The organism is Candidatus Williamhamiltonella endosymbiont of Tuberolachnus salignus (genome assembly GCF_964019775.1).
GTDB lineage: Bacteria > Pseudomonadota > Gammaproteobacteria > Enterobacterales > Enterobacteriaceae > Hamiltonella > Hamiltonella defendens.
The window spans coordinates 1,636,294-1,651,912 of sequence record NZ_OZ026471.1; the positions used below are offsets into that span (position 1 = coordinate 1,636,294).

Sequence of the window (15,619 nt, forward strand, 5' to 3'; positions counted from 1 at the left end):
AGTATTGTCCTAAATATAAAAATGAAAGATGAGGTGTCAGATTTATGCACTTTTTAGTATCACTTTTTCTTGAAAACTCGTATCACTCACGCCAAAAAGTAGGAGTAAACAAAACCAGCAAAGTAAATACCTCCAGGCGTCCAAATAACATGGTGAGCACTAATATCCACTTAGCTTCAGCATTGATGCCTGTAAAATTGTCCCGTAGGACACCCAAACCAGGCCCTAAGTTATTTAAAGTCGCGGTCACTGCAGAAAAAGCAGAAAATTCATCAACGCCGGTCGCAATAATCGCCAACATGCTACAAATAAAAACAGCCACATAAGCAGAAAAAAAACCCCATACTCCTTCCAATACCCTATCAGGTAATACCTTATTACCCAATTTGATGGTGTACACAGCATTAGGGTGAACCAATTTTTTTAATTCGCGCGATCCCTGCAGATATAATAGCAAAATACGAATCACTTTTAATCCACCACCTGTTGATCCCGCGCATCCACCAATAAAAGAACTACATAACAGTAACATGGGTAAAAATAATGGCCACTGAGCAATACTATGTGTACTAAAACCAGCGGTGGTGGCCATCGAAATCACTTGAAAAAAAGCCTGATTCAATGCGGTTAAACCCGTTTGATACACATTATGAATCCATAGTACGAAGGTGCAGAGTATAACGAGTATAAATTGAAGAAAAATGAATGTGCGAAATTCAGGATCATGGCAATAGACTTTGAGACTACGACCACTCAATAGCCCAAAATGCAGGCCGAAATTACAAGCAGAAATTAAAAGAAAAATAGCAGTAATGGTATTAATAACAGGATTATCGAAATATCCAATGCTGGCATCATGCGTAGAGAATCCTCCAATCGCAATCGTAGAAAAGCTGTGGCAAATCGCATCAAATATCGACATCCCTGCACCCCAAAGACAAAAAGCACAGGCCATGGTTAATACAACGTAGATCAACCATAATGTTTTAGCGGTTTCAGCAATTCTAGGGCGCATTTTATTCTCTTTGAGTGGCCCTGGCATTTCGGCACGATATAGCTGCATGCCTCCTACTCCTAAAATAGGTAAAATGGCCACCGCCAGTACGATAATCCCCATGCCACCTAACCATTGCAACATTTGTCGATAAAACAATATCGCTTTTGGCAGGGTATCTAAGCCAACCAGAGTAGTCGCTCCTGTTGTCGTTAACCCAGAAAAGGATTCAAAAAAAGCATCTGTCACAGAAAGATTAGGGCGTTCCGAAAATAAAAAAGGTAATGCGCCCACGCTGCCTAACACCGTCCAAAAAAGCACGACAATCAAAAAACCTTCACGAGCTTTTAATTCACTTTTGTGCCTGCGGTTTGGAAACCAAAGAAAAAAACCGATGGTGAGGGCGACAAAAAAAGTTTGAGTGAAGGCTTTCCCTGCTCCATCACGATAAAACAAAGCGACCAGACCGGGAATAAACATGGTTCCAGAAAATAAAATGACCAGCAACCCAACAATGCGGGTTATCGCACGAAAATGCATTCCAGCAGCTTTCCTTATTTTAAAAGCGGATTGAGGTATTTGAACTTTTGAGAGGGGCATAAAATCAATACTGACTTAATTTTTTCGTTCAATGGCCCTATATCCAATGTCTTTTCGAAAAAAACACCCTTCCCATTGAAGCTTTTTTGTAAGTTGATATGCCCTTTCTCTTGCCTTAGAAATATCATTACCTAATGCTGTTAAACAAAGCACTCTTCCACCAGAGGTGACGATATGATGGTTTTCATTGAATCGAGTGCCTGAATGAAATATTTTTTCATCTGATCTTTCTTTATAAGGCAACCCCGAAATCATATGACCTTGTTGGTATTCTCCAGGGTAACCCTGCGAGGCCAACACGACACCTAATGCGCAGCGTTCATCCCAAATGACATTTTTTCCGTTCAGTTGCTTTTTTGTCGCGGCTAAACAAAGTTCTACTAAATCGGAGCGCATACGCAACATAATGGGTTGCGTTTCTGGATCTCCAAAACGGCAATTAAATTCAATGACTTTAGGTTCCTTATTTTTACAAACCATTAATCCGGCATAAAGAAAACCAGTATATTCATGCCCCTCAGCCGCCATACCTTTTACGGTGGGGAGAATAATTTTTTGCATGACTTTTTCATACATTTCATCAGTGATAACGGGTGCTGGCGAATAAGCGCCCATGCCACCTGTATTGGGGCCTTGATCGCCGTCATAAGCTTTTTTGTGATCCTGACTGGTTGCCATGGGTAACACATTTTCTCCGTCAACCATGACGATAAAGCTGGCTTCTTCACCTTCAAGAAATTCTTCAATCACAATCCGATGCCCGGCATCTCCAAAAGCATGACCAGATAGCATATCTTTGATGGTACTTTCCGCTTCTTTCTGAGACATCGCCACCACAACGCCTTTTCCCGCCGCTAATCCATCCGCTTTAATGACAATAGGGGTGCCTTTGGCTTGAACATAATGTAATGCTGCTTCTTGATCCGTAAAAGCTTGATGTTCTGCCGTCGGAATGTTGTGTCGGTTTAAAAAATTTTTAGTAAAAATCTTTGACCCTTCCAATTGAGCGGCGGCTTGAGTAGGGCCAAAAATCACTTGGCCCGCCGAACGAAAAGCGTCAACAATACCGATCACTAAAGGAGCCTCTGGCCCTACGATGGTTAAGCCGATGTGTTGAGTTTGAGCAAAATTTAATAATTCTGAAATATCACAGGTATCAATCAGCACATTTTCTAACATGGGCTCTAAAAAAGTGCCGGCATTGCCAGGAGCGACGTAAACTTTATTCACTAAAGGAGACTGAGCCGCTTTCCAACTGAGCGCATGTTCTCTGCCCCCATTGCCGACAATTAAGACGTTTATTTTCTTCATACAAAATTCCGTGAATATTTTTGAGTGTTATGGGTTGCTTTTTAGAATAAGGCTCAGATGCTTTTTATGTATTCAATCAAGTTAATGGCGAAAATGGCGCATATTTGTCAAAATCATCGCCAGATTTTTTTGATCAGCACGGGCGATAACGTGAGCATCGTTGATGGAACCACCAGGTTGGATGATACAGGTGACGCCTAAAGCTGCAGCTTCATCAACACTGTCAGGAAAAGGTAAAAAAGCATCAGAGGCCATAGAAGAGCCCTCTAGGGTTAACCCTGCATCCACTGCCTTCATACCTGCAATTTTAGCCGAATAAACACGGCTCATTTGTCCGGCGCCAATCCCAATCGTTCTATTTTTTGTTGCGTAAACGATGGCATTTGATTTGACATATTTGACTACTTTCCAAGCAAATAGAGCATCTTCTTGCTCTTTTTTTGTGGGTTGACGTGTTGAAACAATTTTTAAATCAGACGGCGCAATCATACCTAAATCATTTTCTTGTACCAGTAGCCCACCCTGAACGCTTTTAAAATGTAAACTGGGAAGGGGTTTATCTTGGATTTCAGCAATCAGAACACGAACGTTAGGTTTTTTTGCTAATGCAAATTTCGCCTCTTCTTTTATGGCCGGTGCAATAATGACTTCGACAAATTGGCGATGAATAATGGCATCAACGGTATTGAGATCTAAAGTTCGATTAAAAGCGATAATACCGCCAAACGCTGAAAGGGAATCACTGGCATAGGCTTTTTCATAAGCTAAAAAAATAGAATCATCGTCTATGGCAACGGCACAAGGATTGGCGTGTTTTACGATAACACAAGCAGGTTTAGTAAATTCTTTCACACATTCAAGCGCCGTATCAGCATCATTGATATTGTTGTATGAAAGAGGTTTCCCCTGTAATTGCTGCGCATTTGAGATACCCCTTTTTATTGATTTTTTTTCTACATAAAAAGCGGCTTTTTGGTGATTATTTTCACCATAACGCATGTCTTGTTTCTTAATGTATTGAAGGTGGAGATTATCTGGAAAAGAAAAATGTTTTTGGTTTTGAAAAAAGGGTTGAGAGGAATTTAATGAATCAAAATAATGGCTTATCATACTGTCATAGGCAGCGGTATGTTGAAATGCTTTAGTCGCTAAAGAAAAACGAGTTGAATGACTTAACGTTTTTTTATTTTTATTTAATTCATCTATGATCGATGAGTAATCAGAGAAATGAACAATCACCGCTACATCTTGATGATTTTTTGCAGCGGAGCGAATCATTGTTGGTCCGCCAATATCAATATTCTCAATCGCATGTTCTAAGGAGCAATCAGTTTCAGCAATAGCTTGGGAAAAGGGATATAAATTGACAACGACCATATCAATAGGCTCAATCCCATGCTCTTCTAGAATAGACTCATCTTGGCCTCGTCGAGCCAAAATCCCTCCATGTATTTTGGGATGCAGCGTTTTAAGACGCCCTCCCATTATTTCTGGAAACCCGGTATAACTAGAAACGCGTTGAATTTTGACATCTTTTTTAGAAAGCAATTCTGCAGTGCCTCCAGTAGAAATCAATTGTATTCCAAGCGCAGACAATGCTGTGGCAAAATCAACGATACCCGTTTTATCAGACACACTGATTAGCGCGCGGCAAATTGGGCGTTTTATTAAAGAATTTAAAGACATGAATTTTATTCCTTGAGCGTATCACTAAAATTTGTTCACAAAATGATATACCGAATTTAAAAAAAAGGGGGCTCTAATCTTTTTATTAAATGAATTAGCATGATAGATGTGTATTGTAATGGAAGAAAGGGATGTAAAGGAGTTGACGGGAGAGAATAAGTGAGTAGAATGCGCGGTCATGTTGTGATTAGGAAGCAGCTCTTTAAAAATTTATCAGATAATGTGTGTGTGCACTGAAGTGAGAGGGAATGATATTAACGTTATGATGTTGAGCAAACAGAGATGTTTGTGAGACGAAGAGAATAAGAAGTAAGAATTGAAGAGTTTGATCATGGCTCAGATTGAACGCTGGTGGCAGGCCTAACACATGCAAGTCGAGCGGCATCGAGTGAGCGCAGTTTACTGAGTTCACGTCGGCGAGCGGCGGACGGGTGAGTAAAGTCTGGGAATCTGGCCGAAGGAGGGGGATAACTGCTGGAAACGGCAGCTAATACCGCATGAAGTCGCGAGACCAAAGTGGGGGACCTTCGGGCCTCACGCCGTCGGATGAGCCCAGATGAGATTAGCTGGTAGGTAAGGTAAAGGCTTACCTAGGCGACGATCTCTAGCGGGTCTGAGAGGATAGCCCGCCACACTGGAACTGAGACACGGTCCAGACTCCTACGGGAGGCAGCAGTGGGGAATATTGCACAATGGGCGAAAGCCTGATGCAGCCATGCCACGTGTGTGAAGAAGGCCTTCGGGTTGTAAAGCACTTTCAGCGAGGAGGAAGCGATAAATGCGAATACCATTTATTTTTGACGTTACTCGCAGAAGAAGCACCGGCTAACTCCGTGCCAGCAGCCGCGGTAATACGGAGGGTGCGAGCGTTAATCGGAATAACTGGGCGTAAAGGGCATGTAGGCGGTGAGTTAAGTCAGATGTGAAATCCCCGAGCTCAACTTGGGAATGGCATTTGAAACTGGGTCGCTAGAGTTTTCTAGAGGGGGGTAGAATTCCAGGTGTAGCGGTGAAATGCGTAGATATCTGGAGGAATACCGGTGGCGAAGGCGGCCCCCTGGAGAAAGACTGACGCTGAGGTGCGAAAGCGTGGGGAGCAAACAGGATTAGATACCCTGGTAGTCCACGCTGTAAACGATGTCGATTTGGAGGTTGCGGTCTTGAACTGTGGCGTCCGGAGCTAACGCGTTAAATCGACCGCTTGGGGAGTACGGCCGCAAGGTTAAAACTCAAATGAATTGACGGGGGCCCGCACAAGCGGTGGAGCATGTGGTTTAATTCGATGCAACGCGAAGAACCTTACCTACTCTTGACATCCACGGAATTGTGCAGAGATGCGCAAGTGCCTTCGGGAACCGTGAGACAGGTGCTGCATGGCTGTCGTCAGCTCGTGTTGTGAAATGTTGGGTTAAGTCCCGCAACGAGCGCAACCCTTGTCCTTTGTTGCCAGCGCGTAGAGGCGGGAACTCAAAGGAGACTGCCGGTGATAAACCGGAGGAAGGTGGGGACGACGTCAAGTCATCATGGCCCTTACGAGTAGGGCTACACACGTGCTACAATGGCGTATACAAAGGGATGCGAACCTGCGAGGGAAAGCGGAACTCAGAAAGTACGTCGTAGTCCGGATTGGAGTCTGCAACTCGACTCCATGAAGTCGGAATCGCTAGTAATCGTAGATCAGAATGCTACGGTGAATACGTTCCCGGGCCTTGTACACACCGCCCGTCACACCATGGGAGTGGGTTGCAAAAGAAGTAGGTAGCTTAACCGCAAGGAGGGCGCTTACCACTTTGTGATTCATGACTGGGGTGAAGTCGTAACAAGGTAACCGTAGGGGAACCTGCGGTTGGATCACCTCCTTAACTATAAACTCTCACTATCAGTGTCCACTCACATTATCTGATAAATCATGAAAAAAGACGCTGTCCCCTTCGTCTAGAGGCCTAGGACACCGCCCTTTCACGGCGGTAACAGGGGTTCGAACCCCCTAGGGGACGCCACAGAGATGTGTTCAAAACTATCTTAAAAACAGCTTCAGTGTTTTCAAGAAATTGCTCTTTAAAAATAAGGGATAAGCAAGAGATTGTAAGTCAGAAACAATTTCGGGTTGTAAGGTTAAGTAATGAAGCGTACAGGGAGGATGCCTAGGCAGTCAGAGGCGAAGAAGGGCGTGTTAATCTGCGAAAAGCGACGGTAAGCTGATAAAAAGCGTGTTAGCCGTTGATACCCGAATGGGGCAACCCAGTGCAGAATATGCACTATCGTAATATGAATAAATAGTATTGCGAGGCAAACCAGGGGAATTGAAACATCTCAGTACCCTGAGGAAAAGAAATCAACCGAGATTCCCTAAGTAGCGGCGAGCGAAAGGGGAGGAGCCCGGAGTCACCATCTTTGCGCAATTAGGGGAATCGTTTGGGAAGACGAGCCATAGAGGGTGATGGCCCCGTACCTGAAAATTGCAGCAGAGTGAGCTCGAAGAGTAGGACGGGACACGTGATATCCTGTTTGAAGATGGGGGGACCATCCTCCAAGGCTAAATACTCCTGACTGACCGATAGTGAACCAGTACCGTGAGGGAAAGGCGAAAAGAACCCCGGGAGGGGAGTGAAATAGACCCTGAAACCCTGTACGTACAAGCAGTGGGAGCTTCGAAGCAATGAGAAGTGACTGCGTACCTTTTGTATAATGGGTCAGCGACTTATATTTTGTAGCAAGGTTAACCGAATAGGGGAGCCGAAGGGAAACCGAGTCTTAACTGGGCGATGAGTTGCAAGGTATAGACCCGAAACCTAGTGATCTAGCCATGTGCAGGTTGAAGATGTGTTAATCCACATTGGAGGACCGAACCGACTTATGTTGAAAAATGAGCGGATGACATGTGGCTGGGGGTGAAAGGCCAATCAAACTAGGAGATAGCTGGTTCTCCCCGAAAGCTATTTAGGTAGCGCCTCGTGGGTTTATCTTCGGGGGTAGAGCGCTGTTTTGGCTAGGGGGCCATCCCGGCTTACCAACCCAATGCAAACTGTGAATACCGAAGAATATGACCACGGGAGACACACGGCGGGTGCTAACGTCCGTCGTGGAGAGGGAAACAACCCAGACCGCCAGCTAAGGTCCCGAAGTCATGGTTAAGTGGGAAACGATGTGGGAAGGCTTAGACAGCCAGGATGTTGGCTTAGAAGCAGCCATCATTGAAAGAAAGCGTAATAGCTCACTGGTCGAGTCGGCCTGCGCGGAAGATGTAACGGGGCTAAACCATGCACCGAAGCTGCGGATGCGTGCAAACGCATGGTAGGGGAGCGTTCTGTAAGCCGAAGAAGACGCTCTGAGAAGAGTTTTGGAGGTATCAGAAGTGCGAATGCTGACATGAGTAACGATAAAGCGGGTGAAAAGCCCGCTCGCCGAAAGACTGAGGTTTCCTGTCCAACGTTCATCGGGGCAGGGTAAGTCGACCCCTAAGGCGAGGCTGAAAAGCGTAGTCGATGGGCAACAGGTTAAGATTCCTGTACTGAGTATTACTGCGAAGGGGGGACGAAGAGGGCTAGGCAATCCGGGGGCCGGTGGTCCCGGTTCAAGCGTGTAGGAGGATGCGCCAGGCAAATCCGGCGCATCTTGACTCTGAGGCGTGATGAGGATTGCCCTTATGGGGTAAGAAGTTGCTGATGCCGAACTTCCAGGAAAAGCCTCTAAGCAACAGGTAATAGTCAATCGTACCGAAAACCGACACAGGTAGTCAGGTAGAGAATACTAAGGCGCTTGAGAGAACTCGGGTGAAGGAACTAGGCAAAATGGTGCCGTAACTTCGGGAGAAGGCACGCTGGCGTTAGGTGAAAGGACATGCTTCTGGAGCTGAGGCCAGCCGCAGAGACCAGCTAGCTGCAACTGTTTATTAAAAACACAGCACTGTGCCAACACGTAAGTGGACGTATACGGTGTGACGCCTGCCCGGTGCCGGAAGGTTAATTGATGGTGTGAGTGTCAAAACAAAGCACTTGATAGAAGCCCCGGTAAACGGCGGCCGTAACTATAACGGTCCTAAGGTAGCGAAATTCCTTGTCGGGTAAGTTCCGACCTGCACGAATGGCGTAATGATGGCTAGGCTGTCTCCACCCGAGACTCAGTGAAATTGAACTTGCTGTGAAGATGCAGTGTTCCCGCGGCAAGACGGAAAGACCCCGTGAACCTTTACTATAGCTTGACACTGAATATGAAACCTTAATGTGTAGGATAGGTGGGAAGCGAAGAAGTGTAGACGCCAGTCTATGTGGAGCTGCTGTTGAAATACCACCCTTTGATGTTTGATATTCTAACTTGGTCCCGTTATCCGGGGTGAGGACAGTGTCTGGTGGGTAGTTTGACTGGGGCGGTCTCCTCCTAAAGAGTAACGGAGGAGTACGAAGGTCAGCTCATCACGGTCGGACATCGTGAGGTGAGTGCAAAGGCATAAGCTGGCTTGACTGCGAGAGTGACGGCTCGAGCAGGTACGAAAGTAGGTCTTAGTGATCCGGTGGTTCTGAATGGAAGGGCCATCGCTCAACGGATAAAAGGTACTCCGGGGATAACAGGCTGATACCGCCCAAGAGTTCATATCGACGGCGGTGTTTGGCACCTCGATGTCGGCTCATCACATCCTGGGGCTGAAGTAGGTCCCAAGGGTATGGCTGTTCGCCATTTAAAGTGGTACGCGAGCTGGGTTTAGAACGTCGTGAGACAGTTCGGTTCCTATCTGCCGTGGGCGTAGGAAGATTGAGGGGGGCTGCTCCTAGTACGAGAGGACCGGAGTGGACGCATCACTGGTGTACGGGTTGTCATGCCAATGGCATTGCCCGGTAGCTAAATGCGGGAGAGATAACCGCTGAAAGCATCTAAGCGGGAAACTTGCCCCAAGATGAGTCTTCCCCGCAAGAGATTGTGGTAAGGGACGTTAGAGACGATGACGTAGATAGGCTGGGAGTGTAAGTGCAGCGATGTATTCAGCGGACCAGTACTAATGACCCGAGAGGCTTAACCTTACAACACCGAAACTGTTTTAGAGCGCATGACTTGCTTATTCTGAAGAAAAAAAATATGGCTTGGCGGCCAAAGTGCGGTGGACCCACCTGAAACCATCCCGAACTCAGAAGTGAAACGCCGTTGCGCCGAGGGTAGTGTGGGGTTTCCCCATGTGAGACTAGGACACCGCCAGGCTCCTTACATAAGCAGCCAAAACATTTAAAGCCGGCCTTTCTGTTGACGACATACTTACTGAAAAGACATTTTTAGGGGTGTAGTTCAATTGGTAGAGCACCGGTCTCCAAAACCGGGTGTTGGGAGTTCAAATCTCCCCACCCCTGCCATGCTTAATATAAAAGTTCAAATTTCATCTCACCTCTTCAACTGTTTACAACACCTTTTACCCCTGATTGCCATTGAGGCTCCTGTTTTTCATACAATTAAAAACATCCAAAAAATACTTGAAATATCTTCCGACTTACTCATCTGACCTCAATAACATTGAGCACATATCTCCCCAAGCTAGAAAATGACAATGCAAATTTATGCCTAAATTATATCCTGTTTTAAACCCTATGATATTCGTGGGCGCTTAGGTGAAAAACTCAATCAGCAGATCGCCTATCGTTATGCCGAATTAACCCAAGCCAAAACCGTCGTCGTCGGTGGTTATGCGCGTTTAAGCAGCGAAAGCCTGAGGTGCGCCCTCTCTCGCGGTTTATAAGAAGGGGCGGGGTAAATGTACTCTCGATATTGGTGTTTCTGGTACAGAAGAAGTCTATTTGCCATCTTTTCTCTTGGTATCGAGAGTGGTATTGAAGTCAATGCCAGCCACAATTCCATTGATTATAATGGGATGAAACTCGTGCAAAAAGGGGCTCGCCCTATCAGTGGCAATACAGGGCTCAAAAAGATCCAAGAATTGGCTGAATCAAATTTGTTCTCATCTCTTTCTCAAGGCAGCTATAAAAAGCCTCTCGACCATGACATTTCACTAATTTTCAATCGCGTTCCACAAGGCCTTAGAAAATCCCTGTCGCCGTTGCTTTCTATCAAAAAATCAGTGTAAAATTCAAATGCTTTAGGTTTGATTCCTGCAACTTTCTCCATTCATTTTCGTGACTGAAGAATCATGTTCAGTATTATCTTATCCTTAAGAGCTCTACGTAACATCAGTGATCAATAAACAATTAAAATGTCTATCGCCAGATGAATTTTTTGAAATTTATTTGTCTCTAGACGAACAATAAGAAGCATGTTAGATTCCACCAGCTGCGGTTCCATCATATCTATAAAAATCTGAGCGATTTATGTTATAAAAATCATTTATTAGCCCCTAAATGATATTAATGTTAACAGCATCAGATGAAATGTATAACTAGAGTTACATTTTTATTTGGATATTATTATCGGCCTGTTTTTTTCTTAACATCAGCACTTCCTTTCAAAACCCTAGCGAGGATTGTGTGTTTAAGTCTCTCTACGCCCAGCTAACGTAAGTGCACATAGAGTATATAAAAACGACCAGCGCGCTTCCCATAAAATACTGGCCACACAGAAAAATCGCATTCTTTATATTAGGTTTTAAAAGCAAGTCTAGTGACTAAAATGTGACCCGTTTGTTACATATCACATTTCGAACAGGCGGTTCACGCTGCTATACCATTCATGAACATACTTCAAAAATGACTTCACGCTATTAAGAACCCATCACTATGAATCTTACTGAATTAAAGAATACACCCGTTTCTGAGCTGATCACGCTAGGCGAAAATATGGGACTAGAAAACTTAGCTCGTATTCGTAAGCAAGACATGATTTTTTCCATTTTGAAGCAACACGCAAAAAGTGGGGAAGATATTTTTGGAGATGGGGTTTTAGAAATATTACAAGACGGCTTTGGTTTTCTCCGTTCTTCGGATAGTTCTTACCTTGCAGGCCCTGATGACATCTATGTTTCGCCCAGCCAAATACGCCGTTTTAATTTACGGACTGGGGATACGGTTTCAGGGAAAATTCGCCCTCCTAAAGAAGGGGAGCGTTATTTTGCTTTATTGAAAGTGAATAAAGTCAATTACGACAAACCTGAAAATGCCCGCAATAAAATTTTATTTGAGAACCTAACGCCTCTACACGCAAATTCTCGTTTACTTATGGGGAGAGGTAACGGTTCAACAGAAGACTTGACTGCTCGAGTTTTGGATCTCGCCGCGCCTATTGGCTGTGGTCAACGAGGTCTCATTGTTGCCCCTCCCAAAGCGGGAAAAACTATGTTGCTTCAAAATATTGCAAGCAGTATTGCGTATAATCATCCTGATTGTGTTTTGATGGTGCTGCTGATTGATGAGCGGCCAGAAGAGGTGACAGAAATGCAACGCCTGGTCAAAGGGGAGGTCATCGCCTCTACTTTTGACGAACCTGCGGCGCGTCATGTGCAAGTTGCTGAAATGATGATAGAAAAAGCGAAACGTTTAGTTGAACATAAAAAAGATGTGATCATTTTACTTGACTCGATTACGCGTTTGGCTCGTGCATATAACACGGTCGTACCTTCTTCTGGAAAGGTATTAACAGGGGGTGTGGATGCCAACGCTTTACATCGTCCAAAACGATTCTTTGGAGCAGCTCGGAATGTGGAAGAAGGAGGCAGTCTTACCATTATTGCTACGGCATTAGTTGAGACCGGTTCTAAGATGGATGAAGTGATCTATGAAGAATTTAAAGGTACCGGGAATATGGAACTACATCTTTCTCGTAAAATTTCTGAAAAACGGGTCTTCCCTGCGATTGATTACAACCGATCTGGTACGCGAAAAGAAGAGCTGCTAACGACTTCTGAAGAACTACAAAAAATGTGGATTTTACGTAAAATTATCCATCCTATGGGTGAGATAGATGCTATGGAGTTTCTGATTAATAAGCTGGCGATGACAAAAACTAATGACGAATTTTTTGATATGATGAGACGTTCATAACATTTAAATTTTTTTCAAAAATTCATTAAAGTCACAAAGTAAAAAATCAGCTTATTTCTTATAGAGAGCGGTAAAATTGAATTTATTTGTGTTCAGTGCACATCTTCTCAGCATCTTCTTTTTTTCTTTAGTTTGCCTGTTAGCTGCTCGAAAAGTGGCTAAATATATCGGGCTTGTGGATGAGCCGGATCATCGTAAACATCATCAAGGCGCGATCCCATTGGTAGGGGGAATCTCCGTTTATGCTGGTATTTGTTTTGCCTTACTTACTGCCGATCAATTTATCCCTCATGCGGGAGTTTATTTAGCTTGCGCTGGTTTGCTAGTATTTGTTGGGGTATTAGATGATCGCTTTAATATTAGTGTCAAAATAAGATTGTTCATACAATTTTTAGTCAGCGTTTTTATCATGTCTTTTGCAGGGCTTCATTTAAATAACTTGGGATTTATCTTCGGTTTTAGAGAATTAGGATTAGGTCCCTTTAGTTATATCATTACCTTGCTTTCTGTATGTGCTGCGATCAACGCTTTTAATATGATAGATGGAATAGATGGTTTATTAGGTGGATTATCCTGTATTTCTTTTTTAGCAATAGGATTTTTGCTGTATCAAAAAAGTGAAATGGCATTAGCACTATGGTGTTTTTCCATAATTGTGGCTATCACCCCTTATGTTTTATTAAATTTAGGGTTACTGGGTGAAAAATACAAAATTTTTATGGGGGATGCTGGAAGTACCTTGATTGGATTTACCATAATATGGTTGCTTTTACAGACGACTCAGGGGAGTGGGCATCCAATTCGTCCTGTCACTGTATTATGGACCACTGCCGTTCCTTTAATAGACATGATTGCGATTACGTATCGCCGTTTACGCAAAGGAATGAACCCTCTTTTCCCTGATCGCCAACATTTACATCATTTGATGATGCGCTCTGGTTTCACCTCTCAACAAACCTTAACACTAATCATTTTTTTTGCTGCTCTATGCGCACTGATTGGGATCATAGGTGAGTTTTTTATACCTGAATGGATTATGTTTGCATTATTTTTATGCATGTTTTTTGTATATAGTTATAGTGTCAAAAATGCTTGGCGATTATCTCGTCTCATCAAACGCATCAATAAAGCATCTAAAATAAAAAAATAGACGAAAACCCCTATGATCTCAAGGGTTTGATTTTCAGAATTCAATTTACGTCTTTTTATTAAGATTATTAAGAAAATTTTTTATTTTATCTTTTTCAGCTGCTTTAATGAGCTTCTCAAAATCGTTTGTATTTTTTTTGAAATGCTCATAGACTTCTTTGTGAGAAAAGAAGATTTTTACAGCCTCCTCATCACCGTTTTTTACGGCAACATAAACAGCAGACTCTCCAGCTCGATTTTTTGGGTTCAAATCAAACTGCTGTTTACCCCCCTCAATCAACCAGTTCTCTAGATTTGTAGAATTTGTATTCGCTTTGTTTTTTCTTTGTTCTAGAACAGCATGCAAAACTAAAGGAAAAAGCGATTTTAACATTTGTTTATCGTTCTCGTTTTTAGCCATATTCCAAAGACTGTTAATTTGATTATTATCCATATTTATCGTTTTACTGCTGTTTTCTTTTTTATATTCTTTAAGAAATAACTTTATATTTTGTAAATTTGGGGATTTCAAAATTCGATCAAAATCAAATTTTTCTTTATTTTTATTCCCTATTTTTGTTAAAGAAAAAAGTCGCTGAAATAAAGAAACAACTCGATTCTTTATACCCTGCCATCCGGAAAGTTTATTTTTTCCTGCTGGTGCTGGTGCTGGTGCTGGTGCTGGTGCTGGTGCTGGTGCTGGTGCTGGTGCTGGTGCTGGTGCTGGTGCTGGTGCTGGTGCTGGTGCTGGTGCTGGTGCTGTTTTTGTTGTTAGTTCTGTTGGTAATTTTATTACTGCTTCTGTTGATGGTTTTATTTCTGCTTTTTCTGCTTTTTCTGCTTTTTCTGCTTTTTCTGCTTTTTCTGCTTCTAGCGATTTTATGGCTTTTGGTTTTCCTACTAATTGTGTTTTTGATGTTGATGATACTTCTATATTTTGAAATACCCATTTAAAAAGCCTTTCTTGACTCATTGGAATAAACCATGGTTGTTTTTGAAGTGCGGCACTCAACAATGGGTCAAATTTTAATATTAGTGGTATCTCTTGTGTTTGTGGTACTTCTTTTTTTCTTTGTAATACCCTTGTTTCAGAAGAGTTTTTGTTACATTTTTTTGGTCTGTGTAATTTTTCCCGGGGGAGTCTACGATATAATACCGGGGTATCCTTTTCCTTTTTTTTATTTTCTGTTTCTGTGTTAGGATCTATTTTTTCGTTTGATGATGTCTTTTTTTGTAAAATTTCATTATCAACCAAATTTCTAACCCTCAACACATTTTTACTGAAAAGATTTGAAAGACCGCGTGTAGAACTTTCGCAAGCATTAGCTATCGATGAGTAATAATTACTATTAATTTTTTCTAAAAATTTCATTTTTCATCCCTAATTTTTTTAAAAAAGTTTGCTTTAAATTTAGTATCGTAATATTTTTTGATACAAAAGCGATTTTTTAAATCACAATTGATTTAAAATTGTAAAAATTTATTTTAATTTTAAATGAATAAATAAACTGTCATAAAAAGCTCAAAATTTGTTTTTTTTTGCCGCATTAAGAAGAAAAGATAAAACGAAAGTATGATTATTTTTTTAAGCCCACAGAAAATAAAATGGTTCTGCTATTATTTCGGTTCCCTTGCTTAATTAAAGGCATTATTCTCAGAACTCAACGATGCTCAGGCGAGTGAACAACCAAAATCCCCTTTTCTCCCCATTATCTTTTTTAAAAAGTACTTTAAGAATATAGTGGAATATCTTACTATAAGCTCAGTTTTAATACAGGCCAACGGCGACCTGTACTCATGTACGGCAAGATAAATTGTTCAAACTGATCAAGAGTCAAATTCGTTGGAGCTATTGATAGTACGGAGTTTTTATCATGGATTGAGTCCATCAGTTTTGAGTTTGAACTCAAATCGCCCATTTCCCGCCAAA

6 protein-coding genes, 2 tRNA genes, 3 rRNA genes and 1 pseudogene are annotated in these 15,619 nt (G+C 42.6%); 8 read left to right on the forward strand and 4 right to left on the reverse strand.

Annotated features, from left to right (window positions below; all coding sequences use genetic code 11):
- Positions 1-82 precede the first annotated feature (82 nt).
- From trkH to purH, 3 genes are all read right to left on the reverse strand, one after another.
- The gene (gene trkH / locus AACL23_RS08195) at positions 83-1,534 is read right to left on the reverse strand and encodes a Trk system potassium transporter TrkH (protein WP_339051134.1); all 1,452 of its coding nucleotides are present in this window, start codon (positions 1,532-1,534) and stop codon (positions 83-85) included.
- 75 nt (positions 1,535-1,609) lie between these two features.
- On the reverse strand, positions 1,610-2,896 hold the full coding sequence (gene purD / locus AACL23_RS08200) for a phosphoribosylamine--glycine ligase (RefSeq protein WP_044612586.1): 1,287 nt from the start codon (positions 2,894-2,896) through the stop codon (positions 1,610-1,612).
- A gap of 90 nt (positions 2,897-2,986) precedes the next feature.
- Positions 2,987-4,591, reverse strand: coding sequence for a bifunctional phosphoribosylaminoimidazolecarboxamide formyltransferase/IMP cyclohydrolase (gene purH, locus AACL23_RS08205; protein ID WP_100096614.1), 1,605 nt, complete (start codon positions 4,589-4,591; stop codon positions 2,987-2,989).
- Positions 4,592-4,904: 313 nt separating this feature from the next.
- Here purH and AACL23_RS08210 point away from each other — a divergent pair.
- From AACL23_RS08210 to wecA, 8 genes and pseudogenes are all read left to right on the forward strand, one after another.
- Positions 4,905-6,453 (forward strand): 16S ribosomal RNA (locus tag AACL23_RS08210).
- A 62-nt stretch (positions 6,454-6,515) separates the two neighbouring features.
- Positions 6,516-6,591 (forward strand) — tRNA-Glu (locus AACL23_RS08215).
- Positions 6,592-6,704: 113 nt separating this feature from the next.
- Positions 6,705-9,606, forward strand: a 23S ribosomal RNA gene (locus tag AACL23_RS08220).
- A gap of 59 nt (positions 9,607-9,665) precedes the next feature.
- Positions 9,666-9,781: ribosomal RNA gene (rrf, locus tag AACL23_RS08225) — 5S ribosomal RNA — on the forward strand.
- The 16S, 23S and 5S rRNA genes sit together here with 2 tRNA genes alongside, the layout of an rRNA operon.
- 73 nt (positions 9,782-9,854) lie before the next feature.
- A tRNA-Trp gene (locus AACL23_RS08230) sits at positions 9,855-9,930 on the forward strand.
- Between the two features lie 209 nt (positions 9,931-10,139).
- Positions 10,140-10,559, forward strand: a pseudogene (locus AACL23_RS08235) (phosphomannomutase CpsG); the annotation flags it as partial.
- 742 nt (positions 10,560-11,301) lie between these two features.
- Positions 11,302-12,561 carry a transcription termination factor Rho gene (gene rho / locus AACL23_RS08240; protein WP_015874358.1) on the forward strand — a complete coding sequence of 420 codons (1,260 nt, stop codon included), beginning with the start codon at positions 11,302-11,304 and terminating at the stop codon, positions 12,559-12,561.
- 76 nt (positions 12,562-12,637) lie between these two features.
- The gene (wecA, locus tag AACL23_RS08245) at positions 12,638-13,711 is read left to right on the forward strand and encodes a UDP-N-acetylglucosamine--undecaprenyl-phosphate N-acetylglucosaminephosphotransferase (RefSeq protein ID WP_100096282.1); all 1,074 of its coding nucleotides are present in this window, start codon (positions 12,638-12,640) and stop codon (positions 13,709-13,711) included.
- A gap of 45 nt (positions 13,712-13,756) precedes the next feature.
- Here wecA and AACL23_RS08250 read toward each other — a convergent pair whose 3' ends face one another.
- A complete protein-coding gene (locus AACL23_RS08250; RefSeq protein ID WP_339051138.1) occupies positions 13,757-15,061 on the reverse strand; it encodes a hypothetical protein in 1,305 nt (434 codons plus the stop codon).
- Positions 15,062-15,619: the final 558 nt, after the last annotated feature.

Bases quoted from the DNA above. Each gene is read 5' to 3' on its own strand.
- purH (WP_100096614.1), bottom strand. From the start codon at position 4,591: ATGTCTTTAAATTCTTTAATAAAACGCCCAATTTGCCGCGCGCTAATC.
- trkH (WP_339051134.1), bottom strand. From the start codon at position 1,534: ATGCATTTTCGTGCGATAACCCGCATTGTTGGGTTGCTGGTCATTTTA.
- rho (WP_015874358.1), top strand. From the start codon at position 11,302: ATGAATCTTACTGAATTAAAGAATACACCCGTTTCTGAGCTGATCACG.
- AACL23_RS08250 (WP_339051138.1), bottom strand. From the start codon at position 15,061: ATGAAATTTTTAGAAAAAATTAATAGTAATTATTACTCATCGATAGCT.